The sequence below is a fragment of the Alterinioella nitratireducens genome (genome assembly GCF_013155465.1).
In the GTDB taxonomy this organism is placed as follows: domain Bacteria; phylum Pseudomonadota; class Alphaproteobacteria; order Rhodobacterales; family Rhodobacteraceae; genus Alterinioella; species Alterinioella nitratireducens.
Genome location: NZ_JABJVX010000003.1, coordinates 189,098 through 205,704, shown reverse-complemented (window position 1 = coordinate 205,704; position 16,607 = coordinate 189,098). Strand labels below are relative to the sequence as shown.

General features: G+C 65.9%; 17 protein-coding genes. 13 read left to right on the top strand and 4 right to left on the bottom strand.

Annotation, left to right across the window (positions count from 1 at the left end; genetic code table 11):
• Positions 1 to 144: 144 nt before the first annotated feature.
• The 3 genes from HNS34_RS06700 to miaA all read right to left on the bottom strand — a co-directional run bounded on the left by HNS34_RS06700 (position 145) and on the right by miaA (position 3,773).
• Positions 145 to 1,788 carry an ABC transporter substrate-binding protein gene (locus HNS34_RS06700; protein ID WP_172319277.1) on the bottom strand — a complete coding sequence of 548 codons (1,644 nt, stop codon included), beginning with the start codon at positions 1,786 to 1,788 and terminating at the stop codon, positions 145 to 147.
• A gap of 226 nt (positions 1,789 to 2,014) precedes the next feature.
• Complete coding sequence (locus HNS34_RS06695) at positions 2,015 to 2,821, bottom strand: AraC family transcriptional regulator (protein WP_172319276.1); 807 nt, start codon at positions 2,819 to 2,821, stop codon at positions 2,015 to 2,017.
• Between the two features lie 73 nt (positions 2,822 to 2,894).
• Positions 2,895 to 3,773 carry a tRNA (adenosine(37)-N6)-dimethylallyltransferase MiaA gene (miaA, locus tag HNS34_RS06690; protein WP_172319275.1) on the bottom strand — a complete coding sequence of 293 codons (879 nt, stop codon included), beginning with the start codon at positions 3,771 to 3,773 and terminating at the stop codon, positions 2,895 to 2,897.
• A 129-nt stretch (positions 3,774 to 3,902) separates the two neighbouring features.
• Between miaA and pyrH the strand changes: the two genes are divergently transcribed.
• The 13 genes from pyrH (at position 3,903) to lpxB (ending at position 16,116) form a co-directional block, all read left to right on the top strand.
• Positions 3,903 to 4,634, top strand: a complete 732-nt coding sequence (gene pyrH, locus HNS34_RS06685) for a UMP kinase (RefSeq protein WP_172319274.1) — start codon at positions 3,903 to 3,905, stop codon at positions 4,632 to 4,634.
• Positions 4,635 to 4,739: 105 nt separating this feature from the next.
• Entirely contained in the window at positions 4,740 to 5,303 is a 564-nt protein-coding gene (gene frr / locus HNS34_RS06680) for a ribosome recycling factor (protein ID WP_172319273.1), read from the top strand.
• A 31-nt stretch (positions 5,304 to 5,334) separates the two neighbouring features.
• Complete coding sequence (locus HNS34_RS06675) at positions 5,335 to 6,060, top strand: undecaprenyl pyrophosphate synthase (RefSeq protein ID WP_172319272.1); 726 nt, start codon at positions 5,335 to 5,337, stop codon at positions 6,058 to 6,060.
• Positions 6,057 to 6,878 carry a phosphatidate cytidylyltransferase gene (locus HNS34_RS06670; protein WP_172319271.1) on the top strand — a complete coding sequence of 274 codons (822 nt, stop codon included), beginning with the start codon at positions 6,057 to 6,059 and terminating at the stop codon, positions 6,876 to 6,878. Before HNS34_RS06675 ends, HNS34_RS06670 begins: the two co-directional genes overlap by 4 nt.
• Positions 6,875 to 8,059 carry a 1-deoxy-D-xylulose-5-phosphate reductoisomerase gene (gene dxr / locus HNS34_RS06665; RefSeq protein ID WP_172319270.1) on the top strand — a complete coding sequence of 395 codons (1,185 nt, stop codon included), beginning with the start codon at positions 6,875 to 6,877 and terminating at the stop codon, positions 8,057 to 8,059. The genes HNS34_RS06670 and dxr overlap by 4 nt, the downstream gene beginning before the upstream one ends.
• Positions 8,056 to 9,387: an RIP metalloprotease RseP gene (gene rseP / locus HNS34_RS06660; protein WP_172319269.1), complete on the top strand. Its 1,332-nt coding sequence runs from the start codon at positions 8,056 to 8,058 to the stop codon at positions 9,385 to 9,387. Before dxr ends, rseP begins: the two co-directional genes overlap by 4 nt.
• A 112-nt stretch (positions 9,388 to 9,499) precedes the next feature.
• Positions 9,500 to 9,625: a hypothetical protein gene (locus HNS34_RS20915; RefSeq protein WP_268879079.1), complete on the top strand. Its 126-nt coding sequence runs from the start codon at positions 9,500 to 9,502 to the stop codon at positions 9,623 to 9,625.
• A gap of 208 nt (positions 9,626 to 9,833) precedes the next feature.
• On the top strand, positions 9,834 to 12,128 hold the full coding sequence (bamA, locus tag HNS34_RS06650; protein ID WP_328700480.1) for an outer membrane protein assembly factor BamA: 2,295 nt from the start codon (positions 9,834 to 9,836) through the stop codon (positions 12,126 to 12,128).
• A gap of 10 nt (positions 12,129 to 12,138) precedes the next feature.
• Positions 12,139 to 12,810 carry an OmpH/Skp family outer membrane protein gene (locus HNS34_RS06645; protein WP_172319267.1) on the top strand — a complete coding sequence of 224 codons (672 nt, stop codon included), beginning with the start codon at positions 12,139 to 12,141 and terminating at the stop codon, positions 12,808 to 12,810.
• A 68-nt stretch (positions 12,811 to 12,878) separates the two neighbouring features.
• A complete protein-coding gene (fabZ, locus tag HNS34_RS06640) occupies positions 12,879 to 13,343 on the top strand; it encodes a 3-hydroxyacyl-ACP dehydratase FabZ (protein WP_172319266.1) in 465 nt (154 codons plus the stop codon).
• A 14-nt stretch (positions 13,344 to 13,357) separates the two neighbouring features.
• The gene (gene lpxA, locus HNS34_RS06635) at positions 13,358 to 14,158 is read left to right on the top strand and encodes an acyl-ACP--UDP-N-acetylglucosamine O-acyltransferase (RefSeq protein WP_172319265.1); all 801 of its coding nucleotides are present in this window, start codon (positions 13,358 to 13,360) and stop codon (positions 14,156 to 14,158) included.
• Positions 14,159 to 14,164: 6 nt separating this feature from the next.
• Positions 14,165 to 14,947 (top strand): LpxI family protein, encoded by a 783-nt coding sequence (locus tag HNS34_RS06630; protein WP_172319264.1) that lies wholly within the window; start codon positions 14,165 to 14,167, stop codon positions 14,945 to 14,947.
• Positions 14,944 to 16,116 (top strand): lipid-A-disaccharide synthase, encoded by a 1,173-nt coding sequence (gene lpxB / locus HNS34_RS06625; protein WP_172319263.1) that lies wholly within the window; start codon positions 14,944 to 14,946, stop codon positions 16,114 to 16,116. Before HNS34_RS06630 ends, lpxB begins: the two co-directional genes overlap by 4 nt.
• Here lpxB and HNS34_RS06620 read toward each other — a convergent pair.
• Entirely contained in the window at positions 16,106 to 16,576 is a 471-nt protein-coding gene (locus HNS34_RS06620; protein WP_172319262.1) for a YbaK/EbsC family protein, read from the bottom strand. The genes lpxB and HNS34_RS06620 overlap by 11 nt on opposite strands.
• Between the last annotated feature and the right edge of the window lie 31 nt (positions 16,577 to 16,607).

Genomic DNA, 16,607 nt, shown 5'->3' with positions numbered 1-16,607 from the left:
TTTTGTCCCTGTTGTTCATGCTGCCGTTGGAAAGGTAGCGATCCGGTTTCTTGATGAACCGTTCGGGGCGCGGTCTGGCCTGCCCTGTGCCATCGCCGCTGTCGAAAAGGGCGGCCTCTCATCCGAAAGGCCGCCCATAACGTCTTAGGCTTCAATCCCCAGGTAATGGGGGTTGATCTCGAACTTGGGGTGCATCTCGGCATTGATCACGCCGGGACGGTAATGCCGGTAGAGCGAGCGCCAGTAAGGAATGGTCGCCACGCCCTCTTCCTGCATGATCTCTTCCAGCCGGCGCATCACCTCGCGCCGTTCATCGGCGTCCTGGATGCCGTTGGCCTGATCCAGCAGGCTGTCGAACTCCTCGTTCGAGAAGGCAGCCTCGTTCCACGGCACACCGGTTCGGTAGGCGAGGTTGAGGATCATCACGCCAAGCTCGCGGTGGTTCCAGTTGGTCGAGCTGAGCGGATAGTTGGTCCAGTCGTTCCAGAAGGTCGAGCCGGGGATCACGGTGCGTTCCACGTTAAAGCCCGCATCGCGCAGCTGCGAGGCATAGGCATCGGTGGTGTCGCGCCGGTAACCATCGTCGATCGAGATCACCTCGAAGACGTGATCGGCCTCGCCCGCCTCCTCCAGCAGAGCATAGGCCGCGTCCTTGTCGACCTCGATCGCCGGGACGTCGGCCCATTCCGGGTGGATCGGCGACACATGGTAGTCGCGCGCCATCTCGCCGCGCCCGGCCATGCCCAGATCCAGAAGAACCTGGTTGTCGACGGCCTTGAGCAGCGCCTGGCGCACCATCCGGTTGTCATAGGGCGGGTTGTTCTGGTTGGGCCGGATCACCACGGTCGCGGCGGTGGTCACTTCCGACACCTCGAACCCGATCGAGGTAAAGAGGTCGACGAAATCGCCGGTGGTCTCATAGGTCATGTCCAGCTCGCCGGATTCGGCGCCGGCCATCCATGCGGCGGGATCCTGGCCAAGGTCGACGAACTCGATCCGGTCCAGATAGGCCTCGCCCCAGTATTCGTGATCGGGGTTCTTCTCCAGAACGGCCTGAACACCGACCTCATGGGCCGCCAGACGGTAGGCCCCGGTGCCGACGCCATGTTCCAGCGGATCTTGGCCGATATAGTCGCGATGCTGGATCGCGGCGGGATAGTCGGCAATGCCCGGAATGATGGTGATGTCCGGGCTCGGCAGGTTCAGGCGGACGGTGTGGCTGTCGACAACCTCGATCGCGCCCTCGATGGCCTGCTGCGTATCGGCATCGACTAGGATGCCCATCCGCGTCGACATCGAGTTGCCCTCGACCGTCGCATCGCACCAGCCGCGGATGTTGGCGGCCACGTCCTCGGCGGTGAACTCGTCGCCATTGTTGAACATGATGCCCTGGCGCACGTTCAGCGTATATTGGGTCGCGTCCTCATTGGCTTCCCAGCTTTCCAGCAGGATGCCCGAGAACGAGCCGTCGCGGTTGTATTCGACCAGGTATTCGGTGATGCCCCGGCCCAGGTTGCCCATCTGCGACCAGTCATAGGTGCGCGGGTCCTTGCCGACACGCACTTCCTGCTGGATGCGCAGCGTGCCGCCCATCGGCGGGGTCTGGCGGTGTCCGGCGGCGTTGGCCGGGCTCATGCCGATCATGGAATAGGCGGCGGCGGCGCTGACGCCGAGCGCCGTGGCCCGGACCAGGAATTCGCGGCGGTCGAGGTGACCGTCCTTGTATTCCCGGGCATACATCTCCGCGGCCGGGTGCGTCTGCAATTGGTCTTGGGTGGATTGCGTCATTCTTGTCTCCCTGTGACACGATCTTGTGTTGGTCTGTCGCGTGGCGTCCTGACCCGCGGGGCGCGCGGGCGGCTGCCATCATTTCTGTCCCGCATTAGCGCACCAATACCGGCACAGCGTCAACAGGCCCGGTGGGAAAAAATGTCCTGTTTGCGACATGGTGACTGAATGAATGCGACACGCCCCGCCGATGGGGCCGAAAACGGCATGCGATTGCAGCGCTGGCTCAGCCCGCCTTGATGGCCTGTTGCGAGGGGCTGAGGCGGCGGAACTCGGACGGGGTGCGCCCGGTCAGATTGGCGAAGGAGCGGGTGAAATAGGCCGCCGAGGAAAAGCCCAATTCCTCTGCGATCTCGCGCGCGGGCCTGTCCGTGTCGACCAATTGGGTGCAAGCCTCGTGCATCAGGCGCTCCTGCAAGATGGCCAGTGCGGCGCGCCCCGCCGCCTCGCGGCAGACACGCGAGAGGTGCGTGGGCGTCACGCCAAGCGTCTCGGCATAATCGGATACGCCCTGGCCGCTGCGGAAATCCTGCTCCAGCAGGGCGGCGTATTTCTCGGCCAGCACATGCGTCCGATCACGCAGAATTGACCCGTCCTGGCGCGCCAGCTGCCGCGCGATCCAGACCGAGATCAAGAGCCCCCAGGCCCTGAGCGCGTGGTCGCGCGCGGTCTCGAACCCGGCCAGTTCGCGCTCGATCATGTCGAAATAGCTCGACAGCGCCGATTGCGCCTCGACCGTGGCGACGCGGATATGGAACGGGTTGCCCGGCAGGCCAAGCGTCGGGTCCATCGGCAGTTTCACCAGCACGCCCTGCGCCTGCGGGGACAGATCCAGCGACATCATCACGCGGGCGGGGATGAACACGGCCGTATTCGGCCCGTAGCCGCGCGTCACCGCGCCGATGGTAAAGCGGCCCTGGCCACGGGTGAACCAGTAAAGCTGCGCATGGGGTTTGGAATGTAATGTGCCATAGCGCCATTCGGCGCGTGCGCGCAGTCGGGCCAGGGGGGTGACGGCATAGGCGGATGGCATGGGCGGAGGCTAGAGGTCCGAAATGTGAAAGGAAAGGCCCTATATCAGGCGCTAAACCTCCAATTTGGTTGGATTACCCTTGGTCGGCTGGAATCCGCCGCCAATCGGCCATGCGTGCGCGAAACCATGTCCTTTGACGCTTGGCATATTGACGCGAGGCGGTGATCGCGGCCTCGCGCGCGGCTTCCAGCGTCATCTCGCCCTTCAGATGCGCAATGAGCTCCGGCCCGCCAATGGCCTTCCGCGCGCCGTGCGCCTTGTCCCACAGGGGCAGGATGGCGCGCGCCTCGTCCAGGGCGCCTTGCTGCAACATCTGGTCGAATCGCCGCGCGATCCGGGCATTCAGCCAGTCGCGCGGTGCGTCGAGGACCAGCGCCTGACAGGCGGCAAGCGGCAGGTCGGGGGCGGGCGTGTCGGCCTGCCAATCGGAGAGCGGCCTGCCAGTGGCGCGCAGAACCTCCCAGGCGCGCTGCACCCGCATCGGGTTGGCGCGGTCGATGCGTGCGGCGATGACGGGGTCGCCGCGGTCGAGATCGGCCAGCATCTGGGCCAGCGGCAGCGCTTCGGCCTCGGCCCGGATCTCGGGCGGGGTCTCGGGAATATCGGCCAGCCCCCCGGTCAGCGCCGCGAAGTTCAGCCCGGTGCCGCCCAGGATGATGGGGCGCAGGCCGCCGGTCAGCAGGGGCCGCACATCGCGCAACCACACGCCGGTGGAATAGTCGCCGGTGAACGGCACATGGCCATAGAGCGCATGGGTCGCGCGGGCTTCGTCCTCGGGGGACGGGCGCGCGGTCAGGATGCGCCAGCCGTCATAGACCTGCAACGCGTCGGCATTGACGATCCTGCCGCCCTGACGCTCGGCGATCTCCAGGGCCAGGGCGGATTTGCCTGATGCCGTCGGTCCGGCGATCAGAATCGGAACTTCCCTTGATAATGTGTCTATATCAATCAATGCTCTACAGGCCGATCTTCATGTAAATTCCGGGGCTGGATTGGGCGTTGAACCCGTGGGTCATTTAGGCCATGTTGGCGCAGGCCGCAAAGCAGGCCCTCACATGACATAGCAGACAGGACGCGTCCCATGCCCCCCGACACCGCCGCAGAGCCCGCCTATTCCCGCGTCATGCTGAAGATCTCGGGCGAGGCGTTGATGGGCGACCTGGGCTACGGGCTGCATCCGCCCACGGTCGAGCGCATCGCGCGCGAGGTCAAGACGGTGCATGAAATGGGCGTCGAGATCTGCATGGTTATCGGCGGCGGCAACATCTTCCGCGGGCTGCAAGGCTCGGCGCAGGGGATGGAGCGCACCACCGCCGATTACATGGGCATGCTGGCCACCGTGATGAACGCGCTGGCGATGCAATCGGCGCTTGAGGGGCTCAACATCCATACCCGCGTGATTTCCGCCATCCGCATGGACGAGGTCGCGGAGCCCTATATCCGCCGCCGCGCCGTGCGCCACCTTGAGAAGAAGCGCGTCTGCATCTTCGCCGCCGGCACCGGCAACCCCTATTTCACCACCGACACCGCCGCCACGCTGCGCGCCAACGAGATGAAATGCGAGGCGATCTTCAAGGGCACCAAGGTCGATGGCGTCTATGACAAGGATCCGGCCAAGCATGCCGACGCCACGCGCTATGACACCGTCACCTATGACGAGGTGCTGGCCAAGCATCTGGGCGTGATGGATGCCTCGGCGATTGCGCTGGCGCGCGAGAACGCCATCCCGATCGTGGTCTTCAGCCTGGATGAGCCGGGCGGCTTCCGCGGCATCCTGGAGGGGCAGGGGACCTATACCAAGGTCTCCGGCTGACGCACGGCGCGGGCCCCGAAACCGCCACTGGTGTTTTCACCGCCAGTTGCGATATACCCCCCATGCAAGAGCCCATGAAGCGGCCCCACCACAGGATGAACCCTCATGTCAGACGATTTCATGCTTGATACGGACGATTTGCAGCGCCGGATGGAGGGCGCGCTGGCCTCGCTGCGCACCGAATTCGCATCCCTGCGCACGGGCCGCGCCTCGGCTTCGATGCTGGAGCCGGTGATGGTCGACGCCTATGGCAGCCCGACGCCGATCAACCAGGTCGGCACTGTCAACGTGCCGGAACCGCGCATGGTCACGGTGAATGTCTGGGACAAGTCGCTGGTGGGCAAGGTCGAAAAGGCGATCCGCGAAAGCGGCCTGGGCATCAACCCGCAACTCAACGGCACCATCATCATGCTGCCGATCCCCGAGTTGAACGAGGAACGCCGCGCGCAGCTGGCCAAGGTCGCGGCGCAATATGCCGAACATGCCCGCGTCTCGATCCGCAACGTGCGCCGCGACGGCATGGACCAGATCAAGAAGGGCAAGGCGCAGGGCCTGTCCGAGGACGATCAGAAACTGTGGGAAGACGAGGTGCAGGAGCTGACCGACACCCATATCGCCAAGGTCGACGAGTTCCTGAACACCAAGCAAGAAGAGATCATGCAGGTCTGAGCACCAGCCCGATCCCGATACTGGAGCGCCGATGGCCCCGAAGGACGACCCACCAACCCCTCCGCGGCATGTGGCGATCATCATGGATGGCAATGGCCGGTGGGCACAACTGCGCAAGCGGCCGCGCCTCGTGGGGCATCACGCGGGCGCCAAGCGCGTGCAGGAGATTGTCCAGGCCTGCCTGCCGCTCGGCGTCAAGTACCTGACGATCTTTGCCTTTTCGACCGAGAACTGGAAACGCACCCAGACCGAGGTGGCGGGGCTGATGCGCCTCTTCAAGCGCTTCATCTCGGCCAAGGCGGCGGAGTTGCACGAAAAGAACGTGCGTGTGCGCTTCATCGGCGACCGGGTGCGGCTGGACGCGCGGTTGCAGGATCTGATGGACAACCTGGAGCTGCTGACAGCGGAGAACTCCGGCGTGCACCTGACCATCGCGCTGAATTACGGCGGCCGGGACGAGGTCGCGCGCGCCACGCAGCGGCTGGCCCATGACGTGGCCGCCGGCAAGCTGGACCCGGACAAGATCGACGACGAGACGCTGCCGAAATACCTCGATACCTGTTTCCTGCCCGATCCCGACCTGGTGATCCGCACCAGCGGCGAGGCGCGGATCTCAAACTTCCTGCTCTGGCAATCGGCCTATGCGGAATATGAGTTCATCGACACGCTCTGGCCCGATTTCGACGCCGATGAATTCGCCAAGGTCGTGGGCCGGTTCGGCCAGCGTAGCCGACGGTTCGGTGCGGTCAGCACATGAGCAACGCGGCGGCGAAATGGGGCGACCTGGCCCCGCGCGTGATCTCGGGCCTGGTGCTGGCGGGGGTGGGCTTTGGCCTGATCTATGTCGGCGGGTTGCCGATGGCGGCGGGCCTCATCGCAATCGGTGGCATCGGCATCTGGGAATTGCACCGGATGCTTGGCGGGCGAGTGGCGAAGAAGGCCGGCGGGTTTGGCGCGCTGGCCGTTTTCGCGGTGCTGGCCGCACAGATCGTCGCGCTGGCCTCGGGCTACGGATTTCTGGACAACCTGCACCTGACCCCCTGGATCGTGCCCTTTCTGGGCGTGGCGCTGTGGGCGGGGGTGCAGACCGTGCCGTTGCAACACCGCTGGATCTTCTGCCTCTACGGCGCGCTTTTCCTCTTTGCCGTGATCGGCATGTTCTACCTGCGCGTGGTGCATGGCCTGATCTTCATCCTCTTTGTCGTCGCGGTGGTTGTGGCCTCGGATATCGCGGGCTATTTCGCCGGGCGTATTCTGGGCGGGCCGAAATTCTGGCCCCGCGTCAGCCCCAAGAAAACCTGGTCGGGCACCGTCGCGGGCTGGATTGCCGCCGTCGCGGTGGCCTGGGCCGTGTTGGGCTATGAGCCGCTGATGGTCTTCGTCGTGGCCCCGCTTCTGGCGCTGGCCGCGCAGATGGGTGACATCGTCGAGAGCGCGATCAAGCGAAAGGCGGGGGTCAAGGACAGCTCGGACCTCATCCCCGGTCATGGCGGCGTGCTGGACCGGTTCGACGCCATGGCGGGGGCGGGCGCGCTGGCGACGCTGGTGATGGCGGGCGTCGGGCTTTGGGCATGACGCGGACGGTCAGCATATTCGGTGCGACCGGGTCCATCGGGCAGAACACGCTGGACCTGATCCGGCGCGACCGGGGCGCCTACCGCGTGGTGGCCCTGACCGGCGGGCGCAACGTGGCGCAACTGGCCAGGGATGCGCGCGAGTTCAACGCCGAGATCGCCGTTACCGCGCATGAAGACGGCCTCTCTGCCTTGCGCGATGCGCTGTCCGGAACGGGCATCGCCGCCGCCGCCGGGGCAGGGGCGCTTTTGGAGGCCGCCGACCGGCCCGCCGACTGGATCATGTCGGCCATCGTGGGGGCCGCGGGCCTCGCGCCGGGGTTCCGGGCGCTGCATCACGGCACGACCCTGGCGCTGGCCAACAAGGAAAGCCTGGTGACGGCGGGCCCTCTGTTGATGGCCAAGGCGAAGGAACAGGGCGCGCGCATCCTGCCGGTGGACAGCGAACATTCCGCCGTCTTCCAGGCGCTGGTGGGCGAGGATATGGCCGCCGTCGAGCGCATCATCATCACCGCCTCGGGCGGCGCCCTGCGCGACTGGCCGCTGGAACGGTTGCGATATGCGACATTGCAAGACGCCTCGGCCCATCCGAATTGGGAGATGGGCCAGCGGATCACCATCGACAGCGCCTCGATGTTCAACAAGGCGCTGGAACTGATTGAAACGCATGAGTATTTCGGCGTCGTGCCGGAAAAGATCGACACCGTCATCCATCCGCAAAGCATCATTCACGCGCTGGTGGGCTTTCATGACGGCGCGCTGATGGCGCATCTGGGCGCGCCCGATATGCGCCATGCCATCGGTTATGCGCTGCACTGGCCCGACCGCGCCGCGCTGCCGGTGGATCGCATCGACCTGGCCCGGATCGCCACGCTCGATTTCCAGGCCCCCGACACGGCCCGCTTTCCCGCCCTGCGCCTGGCGCGCGAGGTGATGGCAGCGGGCGGCCATGCGGGTGCCGTCTTCAACGCCGCGAAGGAGGTGGCGCTGGATCACTTCATCGCAGGCAGCATCGGGTTCATGGACATGGCCCCGCTGGTCGAGGCCACGCTTGACGTCATGTCGCGCGAATTTCGCCTTGAGGGTGCCATAGAGACACTGGACACCGTCCTGCAAACCGACCATCTGGCACGGATAAGAGCAGCCGAGCAGGCCAGCCAGCTACAGGAGAAACGCGCGTGACCGACCTCATCCCGCAATTCGGCGGCATTGCCTTCACGATCATCGCCTTTGTCGTGGCCCTCTCGATCATCGTCGCGATCCATGAATACGGCCATTACATCGTCGGGCGTTGGTCGGGCATCCATGCCGAGGTCTTCTCGCTCGGCTTCGGCCCGGTTCTGGCCTCCCGGGTCGACAAGCACGGCACCAAGTGGCAATTCGCGGCACTTCCCTTCGGTGGCTACGTCAAGTTCCTTGGCGATGCCGATGCGGCCTCGGGCAAGGATGCGGTGGCGATTGATGCGCTCGATGCGCAGGAACGTCGCCGGTCCATGCACGGCGCACCGCTTTGGGCGCGGGCGGCGACCGTCGCCGCCGGGCCGATCTTCAATTTCATCCTGTCGATCCTGATCTTTGCCGCCGTGCTGCTCTTCTCGGGCCAGGCGTCCGAGGCGCCCCGCGTGGGCGAGATCCGCCCGATGCCCGCCGAAATGGCGGTGCTGGAACAGGGCGACGAGATCACCGCGATCGCCGGTGAGCCGGTCGCGGACCTGTCGGACGTGTTCGAGCTTGGGCGCACGCTGGAGCCTGCCGCGACCCTGACCTATGACATCCTTCGGGGTGGCGAGGCGATGCAGGTCGAAGCCTCCTTTCCGCTGATCCCGGCCATTGGCAGCGTCACGCCGCGTTCGGCGGCGATGGATGCGGGCCTGCGCGAGGGCGATGTGATCCGGCAGATCGACGGCGAAACTGTCCATGCCTTCAGCCAGCTGCGCGAGGCGGTGGAAAATTCGGAAGGCGCCGAGCTGTCCTTGAGCGTCTGGCGCGATGGCGAGATGCTGGACATCACCCTTGCGCCCCGCCGGATGGACCTGCCGTCGCCCGATGGCGGCTTCGAGACGCGCTGGCTGATGGGGGTCACGGGGGGGCTTTTCTTCGACCCCGAGGTCGAGAGGGTCGGGTTTGGCGAGGCGCTGATGCGCGGCGTCACCACCGTGGGCTACGTGATCGAGACCTCGCTGTCGGGCCTGTGGCACATGATCACCGGCGCGATTTCAAGCTGCAACCTGCAAGGCCCGATCGGGATTGCCGAAACCTCCGGGGCGGCGGCCAGCCAGGGTCTCGATTCCTTCTTCTGGTTCATCGCCGTGCTGTCCACCGCCGTGGGCCTTCTGAACCTCTTCCCGATCCCGGTTCTGGATGGCGGTCACCTGCTGTTCCATGCCTTCGAGGCCGTGGCCGGACGTCCGCCCTCGGACAAGGCGCTGCGCATCTTCATGACCGTCGGCTTGACGCTGATCCTGGGGCTGATGCTGTTTGCACTGACCAATGATCTCTTCTGCCCGTAAGGGGAAAATTCCGCTAATCAGCCGTTAACGTGCCGTATTCGTGCCGCATTCGGGCGCGATGGTCGGGCAAAGGGCCAGTGCGCCCTCGAGATCAGACCCGAGGCCAAGACCGATGAAAACGATCACGCATAGCTACCGCTCCTTCAGCTTCTTCGTGGAGGTCAATATCGACCGCCTGCTGGTGCCGGTGACCATCGTGGGCGCGCTGACACTGGCCGGATGGCTCGTGAGCCTCTGATTTTGCTGAAAATCCTTCCGGTCGGCTGACCGGTTTTCCTGTCGATACGTGTATATCTTGTGCCACGGTCGCACAATACCTCCATCCCTGCGCCAATGGCGTTTTGACAACCCTTCGCCCGCGCGATAGAGCAGGTCAACAGAGATGTATTTCTGACGGGGCGGATTCGATGGATGGTTTTGCAGGATTCCTGAGGCGTGGACTGCGGTTGGACGCCGTCTTTGCCGTTCTTCTGATGGTGCTGTTCCTGATCCCGTCCGGGGCCGACGCGCAGACCTTCCGCTTCACGTCCTTCGATGTGCAGGGCAACCAGCGTGTCGCCGAGGCAACGGTGCTGAATTTCGCCAGCATCCCGCGCAACGAAACCGTCACCGCCGGACAGTTGAACGATGCGCTTCAGCGGCTGCAGAACTCGACCCTGTTCGAAACGGTCGAGGTCGTGCCGCGCGGCAACCAGCTTGTCATCATCGTGCAGGAATACCCGACCATCAACCGCATCAATATCGAGGGCAACCGGCGGCTTGACGATGAGGATCTGCTGCCGCTGCTGGCCTCGCAGCCGCGCCGCGCCTATTCACCTGCGACCGCCGAGGCCGATGCCGCCGAGATCACTGAAGCCTACCGCCTGCAGGGCCGCCTGACCGCGACCGTCACCCCGCAGATCATCCGGCGCAGCCAAAACCGCGTCGATCTGGTCTTCGAGGTCACCGAAGGCCGCGTCACCGAGACCGAGCGCATCGCCTTCGTCGGCAACCGCGCCTATTCGGACCGCCGGTTGCGCCGGGTTCTGGAAAGCACGCAGGCCGGGTTCTTCCGCACCTTCATCCGTTCCGACACCTTCGTCGCCGACCGGATCGAGTTCGACCGCCAACTGCTGACCGATTTCTACCGCGAGCGCGGCTATATCGACTTCACCGTGCAAAGCTCCACCTCCGAGCTGACGCGCGCCCGCGACGCCTATTTCGTGACCTTCAACATCCGTGAAGGCCAGAGCTTCCGCATTGGCGAAATCACCACCACGACCGACCTGCCCAATATCGACCCCGACCAATTCCATGCCGTGTTGCGGCTGCGCCCGGGCGTGACCTATTCGCCGCGCCTGATCGACAACCAGATCACCCGGATGGAGAACCTCGCCACCCAGATGGGCCTGCGTTTCATCCGCATCGAACCGGTGTTGACGCGCAATGACGAGGATCTGACACTGGATATCGAGTTCCAGGTCACCCGCGGCGAGCGGGTCTTTGTCGAACGCATCGACATCGAGGGCAACGCCACCACCATGGACCGCGTGATCCGCCGCCAGTTCCGCACCGCCGAAGGCGACCCGCTGGACCCGCGCGAGATCCGCAACGGCGCCGAACGCGTGCGTGCGCTCGGCTTCTTCGCCGATGCGCAGGTCGCCGCGCGCCCCGGCTCGACCGAAGATCAGGTGATCGTCGATGTCGACGTGGAAGAGGCGCCGACCGGTTCGCTCGGCTTCGGGGCCAGCTATTCCACCGATGGCGGCGTCGGCCTCAACGTGTCCTTCTCGGAACGCAACTTCCTGGGCCGGGGTCAGTCTTTGAGCTTCGGTTTCGACACCACCGAATCCTCGCGCGGCTTCAACTTCGCCTTCTCGGAACCGGCCTTCCTGGGCCGGGACGTGACCTTCGGCTTCAGCGCCTATTACCAGACCACGTCGAACGACGATAACGCGACCTTCGACACGGAAGGGTTTGGCATCCGCCCCTCCTTCAGCTTCCCACTGTCGGAAAACAGCCGCCTTGGCCTGTTCTACAGCATCGGCCAAGACAGCATCACCAACGTGCCAAGTACGTCTTCTCCGATCCTTACACGAGAGATGGGAGAGTTCCTGACCTCGTCCATCGGCTACAACTATGTCTACGACACCCGCAACAGCGGTCTGAACACCAATGCGGGCGTGCAGTTCCGCTTTGGCCAGGAGTTCGCGGGCCTTGGCGGCGATCGTGAATATATCCAGACCACCGCCTCCGTCACCGGCGAGACCACCGTGCTGCGCGAGGAAGTGTCGCTGCGCGCGACGCTTGAGGGCGGCGCGCTCAACATGCTGTCGGGCAACAGCCGCACCACCGAGCGGTTCCGCCTCAACTCACGCCAGATGCGCGGCTTCGAGGCTGGCGGTCTTGGTCCCCGCGACGTAACTGATTTGGCCATGAATCCCGGTGCCGCCGAGGATGGTTTGGGTGGCAACTATTATGCTGTGGCCCGTTTCGAGGCCGCCTTCCCGATCGGCCTTCCCGAGGAATACGGCATTTCCGGCGGTGTGTTCTACGATATCGGCACCGTCTGGGGATTGGATGACACCGCAGGTGTTGGCGGGATCGTCGATGACAGCCTGCATTTGCGCCAGTCGGTCGGCTTCTCGCTCTTCTGGGATACCCAGATCGGCCCGCTGCGCTTCAACTTCACGCATGTCCTGGATGCCGAGGCCTATGACCGGACCCGCAGTTTCGACTTCACCGTCGAAGCCCGGTTCTGATCCCGCTCCCATGCGGCTGATCCCGGCACTTCTGGCAGCGCTGTCCCTGTGGGCGGCGCTGCCTGCATTTGCGCAACCCCTGTCCTTCGGCCAGATCGAAGGGCCGCCGGTGGTGACGCTGAACCAGGAACGCCTGTTCCAGGAATCGCGCTTCGGCCAGCGCCTGCAAGACGAGATCGACGCGGCATCGGCGGCACTGGCACGCGAAAACCGCGAGATCGAGGCCGAGCTCCTGCAGGAGGAACGCCGCCTGACCACGCGCCGGGCCGAGCTGTCCTCGGAGGAGTTCCGGCCTCTGGCCGACGAGTTCGACGCCCGTGTCGAATCGATCCGCGACGAGCAATCCGAACGGCTGCGCCGCCTTACCGCCCAGGCCGAGGCCGCGCGGCGCTATTTCATCCAGGCCACGACGCCGGTTCTGGTGGAGCTCTTGCAAGACCGTGGTGCGGCGGCGGTTCTGGACAGCCGCGCGGTGATCTATTCGGTCGAGGGCATCGACATCACCGATCTGGCGCTGGAACGGATCGACGCCGAGATCGGCAATGGCGGCGCGGGGCCGATCCTGAACCTGCTGGACACTGATCCGGGCCAGGCCCCGGCGGCGCCCGAGACGCCCGACAGCCCCCTTGCGCCGGAAATCCCCGTCCTGCCCGAAGACCCGCTTGCCCCGCAACAGCCCTGACGCGCTTGTCGGGCGGGGCGACAGTTGCTACCACAAGGTCCAAGGCCCAGAAGAAGGATGAACGCCCCGTGACAGCCGAGACCCCGACCAGCGCCGATATCGACCTGATCCAGCGCATCATACCGCATCGCTACCCGTTCCTGCTGGTCGACAAGGTGCGCGATATCGTGCCCTTCAAATCGGCCGTGGGCATCAAGAACGTCACCATGAACGAGCCGCATTTCCAGGGCCATTTCCCGGGTGTGCCGATCATGCCCGGCGTCACCATCATCGAGGCGATGGCGCAGGCATCGGCGGTCATGGTGGGGGTCTCCGCCGACCTCGCCGACAAGAATTTCCTCGTCTATTTCATGGCCATAGACGGGGCCAAGTTCCGTCGCAAGGTCGGCCCCGGCGATGTGCTGGAGCTGCATGTCGAGGTGATCCGCGGCAAGCCCGGCGGCAAGGTCTGGAAGTTCAGGGGTCGCGCCGAGGTCGAGGGCGATCTGGCCTGCGAGGCCGAGTTCACCGCGATGATGGACCTGAGCGGTTAAAAGGGGGCAGGGCGATGGCCATAGATGCCACAGCGCAGGTGCACCCCTCCGCCGTGATCGAGGAGGGGGCCGTGATCGGGGCCGGGGCCTCGGTCGGCCCGTTCTGCATTGTCGGCGCGGAGGTGGAACTTGGTCCCCGTGTCGCGCTGCGCAGCCATGTCGTGGTGACGGGGCGGACGCAGATCGGCGAGGAGACGGTGATCTTTCCCTTCTCGGTGATCGGCGAGATCCCGCAGGACCTGAAATATGCCGGCGAGAATACCAGCCTGATCATCGGCAAGCGCAATCGCATCCGCGAAAGCGTCACGATGAATTGCGGCACCGAGGGCGGTGGCGGCGTGACCCGCGTGGGCGATGACGGCCTCTTCATGGCGGGCTGCCACATCGCGCATGACGCGCAGGTGGGCGACCGGGTGATCGTGGTCAACTCGGCGGCCATCGCGGGCCATTGCGTGCTGGAGGATGACGTGATCATCGGCGGCCTCTCGGGCGTGCATCAATGGGTGCGCATCGGCAAGGGCGCCATCATCGGCGCGGTCTGCATGGTGACGAAAGACGTGATGCCCTACGGCCTCGTGCAGGGCCCGCGCGGGGTGCTGGACGGGCTGAACCTGGTCGGGCTGAAACGCAAGGGCGTGGCGCGCGCCGACATCACCGCGCTGCGCGCCGCGTTCCAGCAGCTTGCGCAGGGCGAGGGCGCGTTCCTGGACCGGGCGCAGCGCCTCTCGGACGACAATCCCGACAGCGATTACGTGCGCGAGATGGTGGCCTTCATCCTGGGCGCAAGCGAACGGTCCTTCCTGACACCGGGGTAGTTGCATATGGCACGCGCAATCATCGCAGGCGCAGGGGCGCTGCCGGGGCTTTTGCTGGCGGCGGGGCCCGCTTGCGTGGTTCGGCTGGAAGGCGTCGCCAGCGCCCCGCTGGACGCGCCCGAGATCGCCGCCCGGTTCGAACAGTTCGGCCAGCTTTTCGCGGACCTCAAGGCGGCGGATGTGACCGAGGTGGCCTTTGCCGGGGCGCTTGCCCGTCCGAAGTTCGACCCCGCGCTGATGGATGCCGAGACCATGGCCCTGATGCCGCGCATCGCCGCCGCGATCGGCCAGGGGGATGATACGCTGTTGCGCGAGATTGCGGCGATCTTCGGGGAACAGGGCTTTACCGTTACCGGCGCCATCGACCTGCGCCCCGATCTGGTCGCGGATGCGGGCGCGATTTGCGGTGCGCCGACACAGGCGCAGGAGGGGGACGCCGCCCGCGCCCGCGCGGTGCTGGAGGCGCTCGGGCCGCTTGACGTGGGCCAGGGCGCGATTGCCGCCAGGGGCCAGGTGATCGGGGTCGAGACCCTGCAAGGCACCGACGCGATGCTGCGTTTCGTCTCCGTCACCGCGCCGGGGTCTGGTGGCGTGCTGGTCAAACGGCCCAAACCGGGGCAGGATCTGCGCATGGATACGCCGGTGATCGGCCCCGACACGGTGATGAAAGCCGCCGAGGCAGGGCTCTCGGGCATCGAGATCGCGGCCCGGTCGGTGCTGATCCTCGACCGTGACGCGGTGGCGGATGCGGCCGAGGCGGCGGGGCTGACCCTCTGGGCGCGGGCGTGACCCGGCGGTTTTTCCTCGTCGCGGGCGAGGCGTCGGGCGACCGGCTTGGCGCGGCACTGATGGCGGGCTTGCGCGAATTGGCGGGCGAGGTGGAATTTCACGGCGTCGGCGGGCCCTTGATGGCGGCGCAGGGGATGCGCAGCCTCTTTCCGATGGAGAGGCTCTCGGTCATGGGCATTGCCGAGGTGCTGCCGAAACTGCGCGAGCTGTTCGCATTGAAGGACCAGGCCGCGCGCGCGGTGCTGGACTGGAAGCCGGACGCGCTGATCACCATCGACAGCCCCGATTTCTGCCTGCGGGTGGCCAAGCAGGTGAAGGCCGCCGCGCCGGGGATGCGCGTAATCCACTATGTTGCGCCCTCGGTCTGGGCCTGGCGCCCCAAGCGGGCCGCGAAGATGGCACGCCATGTCGATCATGTGCTGGCCCTCTTGCCCTTCGAGCCGCCCTATATGGAGGCCGCGGGCATGTCCTGCGATTTCGTCGGACATCCGGTGGTGGCAGAGCCTCAGGCCACGGTCGCAGACGCCATGGCCTTCCGTCACGCCCACGATATTGCCCGCGATGCGCCGCTCCTGCTGGTCCTGCCGGGCTCGCGCCGGTCCGAGGTCTCGCGGCTGGCCCCGATCTTCGGACGCGCCATCGCGCCGGTGCTGGCGGCCCATCCCGACCTGCGTGTCGTGGTGCCCACCGTGGCCCATGTCGCGCCGATCCTGCCCGAGTTGCTGGCCGATTGGCCGGTTGATCCGCTGGTGCTGGACCCGCGCCATATGCCGGGGATCGCGGCGGCCAAGCGCGCGGCCTTCACCGCGGCGGATTTCGCGCTGGCGGCATCGGGCACCGTGTCGCTGGAACTGGCGGCCAGCCACACGCCGATGGTGATCGCCTATGACATGAACCGGATCACCTGGGCGCTCATGCGCCGCGCGGCGCTCATTGACACGGTCACGCTGGTGAACCTGGTCTCGGAGACGCGGGTGATCCCGGAATTTCTCGGCCCCGCCTGCCAGCCCGCCGCGATCGGCGCGGCGCTGTCGGACCTGGCGGGAAACCCGCAGGCGCGGGAGGCGCAGCAAGACGCGATGACGCTGACGATGCAGCGCTTGGGGCAGGGTGGCGAGGCGCCGGGATTGCGCGCTGCCCGGTCCGTCCTGGCGCAGATCAGCGCGTGAAATCAGCCTCTTGCGCGCCGCTCAGGCGTAGCAAATCATCCGGCGCGATGGGAAAGATGTGGCGCGGCGTTCCGGCGGCGGCATAGACGGTGGCGAAACCGCGCAAGCGCGGATCGCACCAGGCCCGGATCGGGGTCAGATGCCCCACGGGTGCCACCCCGCCAATGGCGAACCCCGTCTGCGCCCGGATCAGGCCCGCATCGGCCTTGCCCAGGGTCTCGCCCGCCAATGCGCCGGCCTTCTCGGCACAGACCTGATTGCCGCCCGCGGTGATGAAAAGCAGCGCCTCGCCGCTGGACTCGCCGCGAAAGATGATCGACTTGGCGATCTGGTCGATCTCGCATCCCGCCGCGCGCGCCGCATCGGCTGCCGTGCGGGTTCCCTCGGCCATTTCCAGGATGTCAGGTGCGACCCCGCCCGCCTCCAGCGCCGCGCGCACACGTTTCAGGCTCTTGCTCATGGCTGTGTTCTTGCCGCGCCGCGCGGGGCTT